Genomic DNA, 14,043 nt, shown 5'->3' with positions numbered 1-14,043 from the left:
TTATCCATATTTTTAGGTCAAATTATTTATCTCATGTATGTGACTGTTGATGACAATGGAGTGAAGAGTAAGGGCCGTGAACATGATGGCAATATTGTTATGTATTCTTCTTGTAAAAATTTTGAATCAAAACTACCATTCAAAAATTTTTCCATCAAATATGTCATGCAAGGGGATGAATTGTATAGACTCAAGGAAAGAGATTATTTGTTGCACCAGGGGGAATATTTATTGTGCAACAATCATTGTGAAGGAAAGGTAAGCATCGACAGTAAGGCACATGTGAAAGGTATTTGTATTGACATTGCGCGTGACCTTCTGTCAGAAGTTGTCGCCATTTACAAAGCGCCGGATACCAATATTGCGGACTTAGCTTTGGACAATTTTTTTAATTCTCCTGACTTTTTAGAACATCACCTTCAATCGAGTCAAACCCATTTGGGCAAACAATTAAATCACCTGGATGCCATCCTTCTAAAAAACCCATATGGGGATTATGAATTTAGTAAGGAATTTTTCTATAAACTCTCTGAAGGTGTCATAGCGGATTATATACCCGTGGTGAAACAATTGCAATCCATCCGTTGTGTTAAATCTACCACAAAGAGAGATTTGTTGAAGAAATTGGCTAAAGGCAAATCTTTTATTGACCTGTATTTTGCTATGGATATTGATGTTTCTAAAATAGCTGTTGAATCAAATTTATCCCAATACCATTTCTTTCGATTATTCAAAAATACCTATGGCCAAAGCCCATATCAATACATAAAGCAAAAAAGAATGCAGAAAGCCAACGAACTGCTGAAGAAGCAATCCATCCCATTAGCAAATTTGGCAACTGAAGTTGGATACAGTGATATCCACTCCTTCAGCAAGGCTTTTAAACAATTTTTTGGGAAAGCACCTTCTAAGGCACTAGAATAAAGTGAACAGTTTTATTTACACTTAATTTCACTGTTTATTTTTTATTGATTTTAAATTTATTTTTCTAGCAACACTATTTTTCTTATAATTTCTGTGTAACCTTCTTTCTTGATTCGTAAGAAATAAATCCCAGGTTGCATATGTCCCATTGTATTCAGGATAAATCTGGTTTTCCCTTCGTAAGTGTAGACTGGTTTTATTATTTCTGTGGAAAAGTTCGTAAGATTTCCAATTTCTATTTCAGATTCACCTAAGTCATCACTTTTTATATCAATGATAACGAGGGAATTCGATGGGTTGGGGTAAATTTGAATGGCGGGTTCATCTTTATTATTGGTTACACCTGTAATGGATTCATCACTAATGTTGATCTCATCAATAAAAATATTGTTGGAGCCATTTGCTCTTGGGTCACTTTTAAAATAAAACCTGAATTTTACGCTTGGCTGGTTTTTGAAAATTTGTTCAAAAGAATTTGTAAGGTTAAGTTTTCTCCAATCCTTTGATGTTTTTGGGTAAAAGGCGGAGGCTACTATCCCCCCAGTTAGATTGGACATGATCTGAGTGCTGTGCAAACCTTGAAATATATTCCACGATTTACCACAGTCCAAGGTATATTCCAATCTGAATGAATCAGCTTGATTGGGATACTTTTTAGCATAGGAATAATAAAAGGACATACTCGGTTTATTGTTTTTTGATAAATCATAATAGGGGGTTTCAAGATACGATCTATGATCTGAATTAATCCCATTGGCATGATTTAAGAATACACATGACTGGGTATTCACAGCGCCGGTCGTTTTTAGTACCTCCCATTGAATACCGGAGGATTCAAAATTATAAGTTTTGAATTCATCAGGCAATCTTCCATCCTCAAAAGAGTACATTTGTGGAGCAGGTAAGCCCTTCTCTCCATCCGTTACCCTAATAAATTTTGATATACTGTCAATGGTTTGAGTACTTGTAACCAACAGTTTGATTTCAAATATTCCGGTATCCGGAAATCTGATCTCAATGACAGGATCACTTGCAACAGAAGGAATTCCTCCTTCTATAAACCATGTAAGTTGTACACTGTCTGCCCCAGTCTGACTCTGATTGGAAAATGCAATGCTCTCTCCTTTGCAAACTGCTGTGTAAGAAGCTACAAAATCTGCTTTATTTCTGCAGGGCGGATTGCCAAGTACGCCTGTTGAATTTAAATTAGTCATACTCACCAACTGATCTCTCTTGTTCAAGCCCAATTCAATGGTCTCATGCATATAGTCTGACTGCCCATTGGTAAACATAAGTTTGCAAGGTGCATAATCCATATAATTTTGAACATTTTCCTCAAAGTTTGGATCACATACCGCAGCGTTATTGATATTGCAACTTACAAATCCTTTTGTAACAGGCGTATCATCCACGAAGTCATCTCCGCAAGCTACTCCTGGAGCATTGCTTACACCCCAAATGTGTGGCAAACCAAACCAATGTCCTACCTCATGTGTCAGTACTCTTGAATTGGCCGGAGTGGCCGTGCCGATACTACCTACCAACCAGGATTCACATACCACAGCATCCGCATGATTGGGAATGCCGATTCCAGGTAAAAAAGTATAGGCGGGTGCAAGGTTTATGGATTTAACAATGTAGAAGTTTAAGTATCTTTCTGGTGGCCAGGTAAAAGTAAAATCTTGAAGACTATCGGCATTCCAGAAATTTTTACTGCTGTAATGCCTCACGATTCCATTGGTGCAATTTCCTTCAGGGTCTATCCCTGCCAGCACAAATTTAAATCCAACTTTGGCAATCTTGTTTTTGAATGCAGATACTACCTGCGAAGTATCCGCATTAAGTTTCTGGTAATCGCGATTCAAAATTCTTATTTGATCAAATATTTGTTCGTCACTTATATTCTCAGGACCTCCCAGATGTAGAATGTGAAAAACTACCGGAATGGTAATGATTTCTTCAGTTGGTTGATCCTGGTTTCCATTTATTTTTGAGTGAAGGGATCTTTGAATATTTTGTGCTGTTCGCTCATAATTGATTTTTAAGTCAGGATTTTTTTCAAACCAATTGGAAGTGACCGCATGTTGTCCGCATAAATGCTGGCTTTGTGATCTCAAAGCATTTGAGCTGGTTAACAAAAAAAGAGTCCATATAATTATTGCAAACAATCTGTTTTTCATAATTTTTACTTTGATGCAAAAGTAGGATGGTTGGAGGTTTTACCACTTGTCCAATCCTGCTAATTTTAATTTTGGTAAGAATTGAAGTGAACTAAATTGTCTTAACTAAAATTCTAAATAGAATAGCATCTTTTGCAAGGATCTTGATGTTGAAAAAAATATTTTATTTTCTCTTAAATAAGACATAAAAGCAGCATCTTACCACAAGAGGTCTGGTTTTTTATTTGTATAAAACCCAATTATTTATTGTTGAGTGTCCTGGTTTTTTTTAAAGAATTATATTCCTTCAATAATCAATATTTTTCAATATTTACTGGGGGACTCATTTTTAAGTGCCATTCTGTTTAGAAGTGTAAATATTACAAGGCAGCTTTGTTTCTATTTGCCAGTTCACTAAAACTTTTAGCAGCATTGGTGAAGTCAGAAGGTACAAGCACAATAGTAGTGGTGTTGTTGTCAATCCCAATTTCAGATAACATTTGCATCCTTCTTAATTCCAGCGCTATTGGACTCCCTTCCATTTCTTTGGCTCCTTGAGTGAGTTTAATGGAGGCTTCTAGTTCTGCTTCGGCTTTTACTATGCGGGCTCGTTTTTCTCGGATGGCCTCGGCTTCCCTTGCCATCGCCCTTTGCATAGCTTCGGGTATTTCTACATCTTTCATTTCGACCATTTCAATTTTAATACCCCAGGGCTCCGTGGTCGAATCAACAATTTTTTGGAGCGTTCCATTGATCTCCTCTCTTTCTCTTAACACTTCGTCCAGAGAATGCTGGCCAATTATATTTCGAAGAGCAGTTACTGAAAATTGGTACACAGCTTTGTTATAATCTGCAACTTTTATGATGGCATCTTCAGGGTTGGTGATTTTAAACCATAAAACTGCATTTACTTTTATAGTCACACTATCTTTTGTGATGGTTTCTTGTTGCTCAAGGTCAACTGTTTTAGTTCTGATATCAACCTTTACTTGTCTGTCAACGAGTGGAATAATCCAATAAAGCCCTGGACCTTTTATGGTCAAAAAGCGGCCGAGTCTAAAAATTACACCTCGTTGGAATTCGAAGGCTATGCGCAGTCCTGATAAAAGGAATACAATGGTAATTCCGATGATGGTTATGAATGTCATGTCTATCTGGATTTATACTGATTATTTAAATTCTTAATTTTTTTTATACCAACGATTGGAGGATTCCAGAACTTTGTATCCTAAAATTTATTTTTCCTTGCCTGCAAAGTCAAAAATGGCCCCGATTGCTGCACCCATGGCAAGACCAATTGCCATGCTTTTAGAAAGGTTTCCATACTTAGAGCCATACACGACCCCAAATACAACTCCAAGTGCAACTCCAAGGCCAATTCCATTCCCTGCATTTCTTTTTTTACTTTCTGGCATATTCATTTTTTTTAATTCAACTTTATTATATAAATTGTTAACAAATTGGATCGGTTCCTTTTCTGTGATGAATTCAATGTTAATTTTCAAATAGGTGACATGATTTGCCAATTATTTCACGAATTTTAGGCACGGAACAGCAGGGAAGAAATTTATTTATATTCAAAAGTAACTTATTTCTGAAACATCGGGCTAACGAATGCATAAATGGTGTAAATTGTTCTCCGGGTAGACTGCAATTAATTTACTGACGATTGAAATTTAAAGATTAAATCTTTCATGAACAGTCTGGCTTCTAACCAGGAAAATGCCATGGCTGTTGAAATTTTAAAAAGTGCAAGTGCTTTACAATTCTTTTTGAGTATTCACTGGATCCTATCAAGGGAATGTATTTTCCTTTCAAATAATTAAATAGGTTAGTCTTCAATTGAATTTTTTAGTCCATAAAAAATCTTTAAGGAATTTGCTGATGCAATATCTTTTAGTTTAAAGCCTAAAAGCTATTTCTGCCGCTAAAGTTTAGACAAGTATTTTTTTTTGTATCCACCACCTGTTATGAAATGCTCATCAGATTATAATTGGTCTTTCGTGAATTTAAGAATTGTTACATTATTGCATAAATTGATGGATATCAGAAATTTAAATGACAGATATCATACTCCGAATCTCTTATTTATTGGATCTTTGTTTGATGAGGGGATTCTTAGCATTTTTTTTTATTGCAATTTTCATTCTTGCCTGCGATCGTAAAGTACAAAAAGTAAGGCCTACTGTAGGAGCGGTCACTGAATCTATCTATGCATCAGGGGTCGTGAGAAGTAAAAATCAGTATCAGGCGTTTGCCACGGTCAGTGGGGTTATAAATAAATTATATGTTTCAGAAGGGGATACTGTAAAGAAAGGGACACCTATTTTGTCGATCTCCAGTGAAATTCAACGATTGAATAGGGAAAATGCAGAACTCAATGCTTCCTTTACAGATATACAGGCCAATCAGGGCAAATTAAGCGAAGCCAAAATGTTGATTGACTTTTCATTCAACAAAATGAAAAATGACTCCCTCCTTTATTTCAGACAAAAATCTCTGTGGCAGCAGGAGATTGGGTCAAAGGCAGAATTAGAACAGAAGGAACTCGCTTATCAGAATTCCAGAACTTCTTACCTTTCTTCCATTTTAAGATACAACGATCTCAAGCGTCAGTTGACTTTTAATTCTTCTCAGGCCAAGAAAAATCTGCTCATATCGAACAGCCTCAAAAGTGAATACATCTTGCGGAGTGAGATTGATGGAATGGTTTACAGCATTTCCAAAAATTTGGGAGAGATTGTTGGACCACAAACACCAATATGCGTGATCGGCGATGCGGGTAGTTTTATATTGGAAATGGAAGTGGATGAATTTGATATTATTAAAATTCGTAAAGATCTTCGTGTGCATTTAACCTTGGACAGTTATAGAGGAAAGATTTTTGAAGCGAAGGTTACCAAAATAAACCCTATAATGAATGAACGCAGCAAAACATTTTTGGTAGAGGCTGAATTTATGGAGCGTCCTGAAATATTGTATCCCAATATTTCTTTTGAGGCAAACATCGTAATTTCTTCCAAGGATAAAGCAATGCTGATTCCAAGGAAATATTTGGTGAACGATTCGATGGTAATTAAAAGCAATGGAGAAAAAGTAATAGTAAAAATAGGATTAAAGGATTATCAAAAAGTCGAAATACTGTCAGGCGTTTCCCCTGAAGATGAATTATTAGAACCTCCGGAATGAAGTATAAACTTATAGCCAGAATTTCTCTTTCCTTATTGATGGCAAGATGGAGACAAACCATGGTTGCTGCCATTGGGGTTACCTTCAGCATTACCATGTTTATTGCCCTGCTTAGTTTTATGTCCGGACTAAACACATTGCTGGATGGGCTGATACTTAACAGAACGCCACATATACTTTTATTCAATGAGATTAAACCGTCAGACCAGCAGCCAATTGATAAGTCTGTTTCATTTAAAGGGTTTTATAATTTCATCAGTTCCATAAAGCCCAAAAAAAAGCGGGCAGAAATATACAACAGCGGAGCTACCATAGCTGCATTAAATAAGGATGATCGCGTTATTGGGGTGGCCCCTAAAATTACGGCACAGGTTTTTTACAATGTGGGTTTAGTAGATCTTACCGGAATCATCAGTGGCATTGATGTGGAAGAGGAGAATAAATTATTTTTATTTAAGGATTACGTGGTGTCCGGTGATTATATGGATCTTAAAAATATACCGAACAGCATCATTTTAGGAAAAGGCGTGGCAGACAAAATGTTGGTTCAAATTGGAGATATGATTCAAGTGACCACTTCAAGAGGTGAACAGGTTCAATTAAAGGTAGTGGGCAATTTTCAATCCGGCATTCGGGAGTTTGACAATGCACAAAGTTATTGTTCGATGAAGACTACACAAAAAATGCTTGGGGAGTCTTCAAATTTTGTTACGGATATTCAGATAAAGATCAAAGATATTATGTCTGCTCCTGCCGTTGCAAAGGAGTATGAAAAATTATTTGAATTAGACGCTGTAGATATTCAAACAGCCAATGCACAATTTGAAACAGGGAGTTTTGTTAGGACACTCATTTCTTATGCTGTGGGAATCACTTTGCTGATTGTGGCCGGCTTTGGTATTTACAATATTCTGAACATGATGATTTATGAGAAGATGGATTCCATTGCTATTTTAAAAGCAACAGGATTTTCCGGTAAAGATGTAAAACTTATTTTCACTACCATCGCCTCAACAATTGGAATCGTAGGTGGATTATTTGGTTTGTTTTTTGGATTGGGATTGTCTGCGCTCATTGATTTAATTCCTTTTAATACAGCTTCACTACCCGCAGTAAAAACTTATCCTATAGATTATGACCCAAAGTTTTATGCGATAGGTGCAATATTTTCTCTGCTGACCACCTATTTCGCAGGTTACTTCCCTTCTCGAAAAGCCAGCAAAATAGATCCTGTCATTATAATTAGAGGTAAATAACATGGCTTCACCAATATTGCAGACTCGGAATATTTCAAAATATTTTCATGATCCATTCTCAGTACAAGTGTTGAAGGACATCACTTTTGAAATTGATAAAGCTGAGTTTGTTTCGATCATCGGTAAATCGGGCTGCGGTAAGTCGACGCTGCTGTATATTCTTTCTACCATGGACACCGATTACGAAGGAGAGTTGATGATAGATGGCACCCTCATGCGCAATAAAAAAGAAGGAGAGCTGGCAAGAGTGAGGAACGAAAAAATTGGGTTTATTTTCCAATTTCATTATTTGCTAAACGAGTTTTCGGTACTCCAAAATGTAATGTTGCCTGGACTTAAATTGGGTTTGCATTCAGAAAAGGAAGTGGAACATCGGGCTTATGAAAAACTTAAAGTACTGGGTATTGAAAATGAAGCATTGAAAAGACCCAATCAGTTGTCGGGCGGACAGAAGCAGCGAGTGGCCATTGCACGCGCGCTTATCAATGATCCTGTGATCATCATGGGCGATGAACCAACCGGTAATTTGGATAAAAAAAACAGTGAGATTGTTTTCGAAATATTTCAGGAGTTAAGCGCTCTTTTTAACCAATCACTTCTGATTGTCACCCATGATTACGAATTTGCAAAACGCACTCATCGGATTATTCAAATGGAGGATGGTAAAATTATTTGAATTTTATCAATTGGCTTTTGTGCATGTTCATTAATTTCAGATCATAATTTTGTGACAATATGCCAGACTACTTTTCAAGGTACAAATAGGGTACAATTTATTATGATAAGTAATAAGGTAAGTTTATCTCTTTTTCAAATCATTGTATAAAAATGGATGGTTGCGATACTTTATGATCTGGCAAACGCCAGCAGCAAACTGTAATCGCCTTGATCGGCAATTTTAACAGCTTTGAGATAGGCTTTACGGCTATCTCCTTCGCTGGAAAGCTTGGCAGCACCCCAACTAAAAACAGGCTGCTTGTATAGTTTTTCGATGATAATATCGGCCATTAATCGACTATGCCTTCCATTGCCGTTTGGAAAGCAATGAATACTTACCAGGCGGTGCTTGAATCTTACAGCCATTTCATCGGGTGGGTAGGTATTGTTTTCGTACCAATACTGAGCATCATCCAACAAGTATTTAAGGTTGGATGGTATTTGCCATATATCAACGCCAATGTTCTTATTGGTTTTCCGGAACTCACCTGCCCATGCCCACACATCGGCATACATTCGTTTATGCACCGTGCGGATAAATTCTTCAGTAAAAATCAGCTCCGGCTTAAAGGCACGCCCTAGTGTCCATTGTACTGCCTGTTCAATATTCTGCTGCTCAAACTCGTCTAACTCGCCACGGGTGGCAATGGTAGGAATAAGAAGGCCTTCTTTCTCTTCTTCTTCTATGGGGGTTTGTCCATCTATGGAGTCAAAATCTAATCCCATAAAATTTTAGGCATTTCGTTTTTAATTTCTTCGGCTCTTTCTTTGATGGCCTTTTCAATGCGCTTGTTGGTATTACCCTGGTCTTCCAATTTCATGGTATTGGAGGTACGCAACACAATTTTGGTGGCCAGTTCTTTGGCCCGCTTTTCAATTAATGCGTCCAATGATCCGTCATTTGGAACAAAGCCATATACCAATTGCATATCCAATACCCGGGCTATTTCTTTCAGCGACCTGATGGTGATGGACCCTTCTTTTTCCCGCTTTTCTATATCCAGTATTCCTTGCTTGGAAACAGATAGTTTGTTGCCTAATTGCTGCATAGACATACCTATGGCGTTGCGGATGGCTTTTATCCAACCGGTAGGCGGTACCGCTACTTGCTTTAGCGTGGCATAGCCCAGCATTTTGCTGTTAAGCTGTTGCAATTGAAGTGATTTCTTGCCCATAAAGTAAAGTTATATATTGACTTTCCCAGCACAAAAGTAAAGCTAATACTTGACAAATACAAGTATATAGTAAAGTAATAACTTTACTATAGTTCTCATTTTGTAAAGCTACAGATTTACAAAATGACTTAAAATAATATTGTAAACAACTGATTAATAGCAATGTAATGCTTTTTTTACCTTCTCTGGTAATACCCGGATTTAATCCTGGTAAGGGAAACGCCGTGGCGGTTTTCAGCAAATTGTCCACCGTACGGGCAGAAAGCTAGAATTTTGTACCGATTTCGGTGGTTTCTTTTCGGGTGAACCCCTGGGTCAAAGCCTCAAAAAACCTGCAGTTGACTAAGTCAAAATCCAACATTATTTTTTGACCCCGGAGATCATAAATTTTACTTTCAATATTTTGCATCTGCCTATGGAATGTATTTAGCTTTTAAAACTACATCTTTGAACTTCCTTAATCTTGTAACATTAGGAGGTATTAATTTGCTTTTGTTTAGATTACTTTCCGATACAAACCATTAAACCCTTTCCGGCAAAGGTTTTAAGAGGTGGTTCACAAATGGGAAACAAGAATAAAAAGTAAGGATTCATTAAAATCAGCTAAAAATAACAAGGGCAAAAGTTACTCCTGTTTGCAGAACGAGTGTAAAATTTATAGTTTTTTATCCTTGAATAAGCAGTCCGATTTTGGATTGATGCTATTCCATTAATATAAGCACCCAAACATCCACAAAGGCAAATTATTTCCAACAGGAAATTCCAAATCATCCTTAACCACCCATGCATTTTTTATACCTGCAATCTGTTTTTTTGATTTATCCTTACCTCCTACTTCAAAAGTATATTTATTGTCAACGAAAAAGTCCCCCTGCTTTGGCATGGCCATTTTATGCACTGCATTTAATTGTGACAAGAAAAAAGTTTCGCGTAAATTGCCTTTATCTACTTGCTTTTCAGCCAAAGCATATAATAGGTTTGTATTGTTTAAATATATCTTTTCCGGCTTCTGTAAGCTTGCTACGCTTTTCCCTGCCGGCTGCAATAAAGAAATCAATTTTGCCTGTTCCAAATAATGAAGGTAATTATTAAGTGAGTTTCTGTGTATGCTTGTTTTTTCTGCCAACGCAACAAGATTGGGTTTAAAAGGTACCTGCTGTGCAATCACATACATTAATTGCAGTATTTTTTTTGCATTGCGTATATCAAAGTCTTTCAACTCTGCCATGTCATATTCAACAATCGTCCTGATTAACTGATTTATTTTTTGATGAACCGTTTCTTTATCCTCCATCATAAACGGATAATAACCTGTTTGTAAATACTCATTAAAATATTCTAATGGACGAAAAGAAATGGGCAGCTGTTTCTTTAAAGTAGAAGCATCTTTCAAGATCTCATTCAAAGAAAATACAGGTAGCTGTAAATTGTATTTTAATGAAAGAAATTCACGGTAAGATAAACCTGGCAACTCATATATAATAGCCCTTCTGCTCAAATCGCCTTGTTGTCTGCTGATGTCAATGATTGATGAGCCGGTGAAAATTATTTTTATCCCTGTGTAAATGTCATAGATATTTTTTATTTCGGTTGACCAGTTTTTGTATTTGTGTACTTCATCCAATACAAGAATTTTACCACCCAGTTTATGAAACTGAGCAACCGTTTCTTTTAAACTGTTATTCGTAAAATAGAGATCATCTAAAGAAAAATAGGCCGCTTTTGTTACCGGTAAATCTTGTTGCTTCAACCATTGTAATAATAATGTAGTTTTACCTGTTCCTCTGGCTCCCTTAATTCCAACTAAGCGATTGTTCCACTTGATTTCATTAAACAGAAAGCGCTTAAAATCTAGCGTGGTATTGCTTAGTAAATATTCGGATTGCTCAAGTAGTACATTCATTTGCACATTTATTTATGCAAAAGTAATAAATATATGCACATTTAGAAATGCAATAATAGTATTAATATGCACATTAGGTTGTGCAATTATAAATTTTAATATCTATAGATACATAGATTATCAATATATTATACTACTTTCCGATACAGAAAGTAATTTATATTGAAAATCAATACTTTATAATAAAAAGGTACAAATGGAGTACAAAATAATCCATTTAATTGAATTTTATACCTATTTAGTAGAACTTATAAATTAAGTTTAAGGTTAATGTATTAAAATTTAATCATGGACCAAATACAAGAGTTACAACAAATTTTAGAAGAAATTGGTAATTTAAGAAGAAAGCTTAATCAAAATAGGGGGGACCTTTCCTTAATAAAACACCAAATTAATACACGGTTAAGTAAAACATTTACCATATCAAAAGATTTTGATGAATATTCAAACCTTGAAAAAAAGAAAGAAGAATTTGTTGAACTTGATAACAAGATTGAAGAACAATTTGAAATTGCATTAAAAAAAATAAAAACTGTAGTTCCAAAAGGAGCACAAGTCAATATCCCTAGCTATGGGATTTTAATACACAATGACGTAATTTTAATTTGTAAGCGACCATTAGGAGAGCAAACCAGAGAGGAGGATTTTAAAAATCTATCAAGTGATTTTTATAAAACCAGTTTAGATTAATTTAATATTTTGTATTTCGATTTAATAGAATTCAAATTATTCTGTCTTTTGCCGTATTTAATAACCCTTCCATCTGAATGAAATCTGCTTGTTCAAAACTGTTAAACCCCCTAATAGTATCCGCTTGAGAAACATCGGGCATTCTTAATTTTGAAATATGGCGGCTTGAGAAGCAGCCGCTTAATGTCATGACGGACATCTTAAAATTACTAGACTTGCTAAGGAAGAATTAATTATTTCTTTCATAATTATGTAATTTATATCTTTTATGTTGGTTATCTTATGTATGTTCTATTCACCTACCCCGAAACTGACACCCCCTGATGTTAATTAAGCAAGTTTTCGGAATTAAAGTTCATATTTTAGCTGCCTAATCATATTTCTTCTGGCTCATATACGGAATAAGTTCAATACTATATTTATCAGATTATAATTCTAATTTTTTTTATATATTTTATAACAATGCAATTAGGGGTAACCAGACAAATTATCTGATTTCGTACAATAATGGATATTTTTGTTCAAAATAATTTGTTAACAGTACAAAAATATTAGCTTTGTGATGCAACATTCACTTAATCCAAGTCATTGAAATCCAGAATACTAATCATTGCCAACCAAGGAGATCCGACTTTTAACATTGTTCAAATTATTGAACAATCATTGAGTGAGATAGTGACCATAGAGAATGCAGTAAGTATTTGGGACGCTAAGATAAAGATTCGGGAATTCGATCCTGATGTCTTAATTGTGGATATTGACATTGAGGAAGAAGTTATAACTCTTGAATTTCTTCAAAATATACTTTATAAAAAATTCAAGATCATTATAATAGCTGGACAGCCAGATCATGCCATTGATGCATTTAAAATTCAGGCGTTAGATTTTCTTTTAAAACCTGTCAATCCTCTCTCGCTCACCTCTGCCATACAGAGAGCTATAGAGCACAAGTTAATCAAATCAAGGTTAACGGAGTTCCAACATCCATTTATAGGCTCATCGCACTCTTTGAGAGTTCTGCCGAACAAGATTAGTCTATATTCTGAAGGCAAGATGATTTTTGTTGAGCCGACTGATTTATTATATTTCAAAGCTGAAGGAAGCTATACCAATGCCGTATTACGAGATGGAAAAAAGCTTCTCATATCAAGAAACATCGGTTTTCTCGAATCACGTCTCAACCACCAGGAATTTATCAGAGCGCACCGTTCTTACATCATCAATATAAACTATATAGATTCCTTGAGAAAAAAGCACAGCGGTGCAGAACTTAAGATTGGAGGACAGCTCGAGTTGGATATTTCCAGAGAATGCGTTAATTTGCTTTTACCAATGCTAGACCCAAATTTTGAACATGAATAACTTCATTTATCCAATTTTCCAATCTGATTTACATCTCAAGATTATAAGCCATAAACGTGGATTCATAGTTCACCCTTGCAATCTTTCGTTACACTTTTCAAGAACATTTACATTAGCTGTAAGAGAAGGGAGTCTTTAAACCTTAATTTACATTTATACTTATTAAACCTATAACGCAATTGACTATTGTTGAGAGTCGAAATTCTAGTTTAATGAGTCAATTGTTAAATACCAACTAAGACTTCAAATCTAAAATCCAACTAATTACTATTAGCTCTTGGCTTTTGAAGTAATCTAAGAAGTTAAAATCCACGCTTATCGTTATTGTAACTATAATCCAGCGCTTCAAGCGGCAATGTACGTGTGGAAGCACGTGTTTCCGGCCTCACTGTGGTTGTCTTACGAGCACCTAGCCGGATCATTCGAACAAGCTGTGAAAGATAGAAGTGGACCATTGATGATCGGCTGGAGTGGTGTGAAAGAACCTCTTCAAGCGCTTCTTGCACCATTAAAAAGTCTCCCTGAGCAATAATCTCTGTTTCGTTCTTATGGGCTGTCATAAGGCCCTTTATGTCTTCGGCCCCTAAGGCTGTCTTGTCTGCCAAAATCTTTCCGAGTTCGAGGAGCAAACTCAATAAAGCCTCTGATAATGAGTCTTTTGCATTCAT

The 14,043-nt window shown here is 35.8% G+C and carries 13 protein-coding genes; 6 read left to right on the top strand and 7 right to left on the bottom strand.

The genetic code is table 11. The features are described 5' to 3' along the window. The first annotated feature begins 33 nt into the window (after nt 1-33). A complete protein-coding gene (locus IPJ53_14590; GenBank protein MBK7800327.1) occupies nt 34-924 on the top strand; it encodes a helix-turn-helix transcriptional regulator in 891 nt (296 codons plus the stop codon). Between the two features lie 56 nt (nt 925-980). Here IPJ53_14590 and IPJ53_14585 read toward each other — a convergent pair whose 3' ends face one another. The 3 genes from IPJ53_14585 to IPJ53_14575 all read right to left on the bottom strand — a co-directional run bounded on the left by IPJ53_14585 (nt 981) and on the right by IPJ53_14575 (nt 4,498). Continuing rightward, entirely contained in the window at nt 981-3,104 is a 2,124-nt protein-coding gene (locus IPJ53_14585; GenBank protein MBK7800326.1) for a hypothetical protein, read from the bottom strand. A 359-nt stretch (nt 3,105-3,463) separates the two neighbouring features. Further along, nucleotides 3,464-4,231 (bottom strand): slipin family protein, encoded by a 768-nt coding sequence (locus IPJ53_14580; GenBank protein MBK7800325.1) that lies wholly within the window; start codon nt 4,229-4,231, stop codon nt 3,464-3,466. A gap of 87 nt (nt 4,232-4,318) precedes the next feature. Continuing rightward, complete coding sequence (locus IPJ53_14575) at nt 4,319-4,498, bottom strand: glycine zipper family protein (GenBank protein MBK7800324.1); 180 nt, start codon at nt 4,496-4,498, stop codon at nt 4,319-4,321. Nucleotides 4,499-5,189: 691 nt separating this feature from the next. On the opposite strand from IPJ53_14575, the gene IPJ53_14570 reads away from it, so the two are divergent. From IPJ53_14570 to IPJ53_14560, 3 genes are read left to right on the top strand one after another with little or no spacing between them, the layout of a single operon-like run. Further along, on the top strand, nt 5,190-6,272 hold the full coding sequence (locus IPJ53_14570; GenBank protein MBK7800323.1) for an efflux RND transporter periplasmic adaptor subunit: 1,083 nt from the start codon (nt 5,190-5,192) through the stop codon (nt 6,270-6,272). Beyond that, nucleotides 6,269-7,528, top strand: a complete 1,260-nt coding sequence (locus IPJ53_14565) for an ABC transporter permease (protein MBK7800322.1) — start codon at nt 6,269-6,271, stop codon at nt 7,526-7,528. The genes IPJ53_14570 and IPJ53_14565 overlap by 4 nt, the downstream gene beginning before the upstream one ends. Before the next feature lies 1 nt (nt 7,529). After that, complete coding sequence (locus tag IPJ53_14560) at nt 7,530-8,204, top strand: ABC transporter ATP-binding protein (protein ID MBK7800321.1); 675 nt, start codon at nt 7,530-7,532, stop codon at nt 8,202-8,204. Between the two features lie 170 nt (nt 8,205-8,374). Here IPJ53_14560 and IPJ53_14555 read toward each other — a convergent pair whose 3' ends face one another. From IPJ53_14555 to IPJ53_14545, 3 genes are all read right to left on the bottom strand, one after another. Then, nucleotides 8,375-8,971, bottom strand: a complete 597-nt coding sequence (locus IPJ53_14555; GenBank protein ID MBK7800320.1) for a mobile mystery protein B — start codon at nt 8,969-8,971, stop codon at nt 8,375-8,377. Continuing rightward, nucleotides 8,962-9,420, bottom strand: a complete 459-nt coding sequence (locus IPJ53_14550) for a mobile mystery protein A (GenBank protein ID MBK7800319.1) — start codon at nt 9,418-9,420, stop codon at nt 8,962-8,964. The genes IPJ53_14555 and IPJ53_14550 overlap by 10 nt, the downstream gene beginning before the upstream one ends. A 709-nt stretch (nt 9,421-10,129) precedes the next feature. Further along, nucleotides 10,130-11,323 (bottom strand): ATP-binding protein, encoded by a 1,194-nt coding sequence (locus tag IPJ53_14545; protein ID MBK7800318.1) that lies wholly within the window; start codon nt 11,321-11,323, stop codon nt 10,130-10,132. Between the two features lie 288 nt (nt 11,324-11,611). On the opposite strand from IPJ53_14545, the gene IPJ53_14540 reads away from it, so the two are divergent. Together IPJ53_14540 and IPJ53_14535 are read left to right on the top strand one after the other, a co-directional pair. Then, nucleotides 11,612-12,013 (top strand): hypothetical protein, encoded by a 402-nt coding sequence (locus IPJ53_14540; GenBank protein ID MBK7800317.1) that lies wholly within the window; start codon nt 11,612-11,614, stop codon nt 12,011-12,013. 588 nt (nt 12,014-12,601) lie between these two features. Continuing rightward, nucleotides 12,602-13,375, top strand: coding sequence for a response regulator transcription factor (locus IPJ53_14535; protein MBK7800316.1), 774 nt, complete (start codon nt 12,602-12,604; stop codon nt 13,373-13,375). A 302-nt stretch (nt 13,376-13,677) separates the two neighbouring features. On the opposite strand, the gene IPJ53_14530 is transcribed toward IPJ53_14535, so the two are convergent. After that, nucleotides 13,678-14,043, bottom strand: coding sequence for a hypothetical protein (locus IPJ53_14530; GenBank protein MBK7800315.1), 366 nt, complete (start codon nt 14,041-14,043; stop codon nt 13,678-13,680).

Origin of the sequence: Candidatus Vicinibacter affinis, assembly GCA_016714365.1 — a bacterium.
GTDB lineage: Bacteria > Bacteroidota > Bacteroidia > Chitinophagales > Saprospiraceae > Vicinibacter > Vicinibacter affinis.
Note: the sequence above shows the minus strand (reverse complement) of the source record. Positions and strands in the feature narration are given on the sequence as shown.

What these genes read in the sequence shown, in the direction of transcription:
- IPJ53_14590 (MBK7800327.1), top strand. Translation starts at nt 34, where the DNA reads ATGTATGTGACTGTTGATGACAATGGAGTGAAGAGTAAGGGCCGTGAA.
- IPJ53_14585 (MBK7800326.1), bottom strand. Translation starts at nt 3,104, where the DNA reads ATGAAAAACAGATTGTTTGCAATAATTATATGGACTCTTTTTTTGTTA.
- IPJ53_14580 (MBK7800325.1), bottom strand. Translation starts at nt 4,231, where the DNA reads ATGACATTCATAACCATCATCGGAATTACCATTGTATTCCTTTTATCA.
- IPJ53_14575 (MBK7800324.1), bottom strand. Translation starts at nt 4,498, where the DNA reads ATGCCAGAAAGTAAAAAAAGAAATGCAGGGAATGGAATTGGCCTTGGA.
- IPJ53_14570 (MBK7800323.1), top strand. Translation starts at nt 5,190, where the DNA reads ATGAGGGGATTCTTAGCATTTTTTTTTATTGCAATTTTCATTCTTGCC.
- IPJ53_14565 (MBK7800322.1), top strand. Translation starts at nt 6,269, where the DNA reads ATGAAGTATAAACTTATAGCCAGAATTTCTCTTTCCTTATTGATGGCA.
- IPJ53_14560 (MBK7800321.1), top strand. Translation starts at nt 7,530, where the DNA reads ATGGCTTCACCAATATTGCAGACTCGGAATATTTCAAAATATTTTCAT.
- IPJ53_14555 (MBK7800320.1), bottom strand. Translation starts at nt 8,971, where the DNA reads ATGGGATTAGATTTTGACTCCATAGATGGACAAACCCCCATAGAAGAA.
- IPJ53_14550 (MBK7800319.1), bottom strand. Translation starts at nt 9,420, where the DNA reads ATGGGCAAGAAATCACTTCAATTGCAACAGCTTAACAGCAAAATGCTG.
- IPJ53_14545 (MBK7800318.1), bottom strand. Translation starts at nt 11,323, where the DNA reads ATGAATGTACTACTTGAGCAATCCGAATATTTACTAAGCAATACCACG.
- IPJ53_14540 (MBK7800317.1), top strand. Translation starts at nt 11,612, where the DNA reads ATGGACCAAATACAAGAGTTACAACAAATTTTAGAAGAAATTGGTAAT.
- IPJ53_14530 (MBK7800315.1), bottom strand. Translation starts at nt 14,043, where the DNA reads ATGAATGCAAAAGACTCATTATCAGAGGCTTTATTGAGTTTGCTCCTC.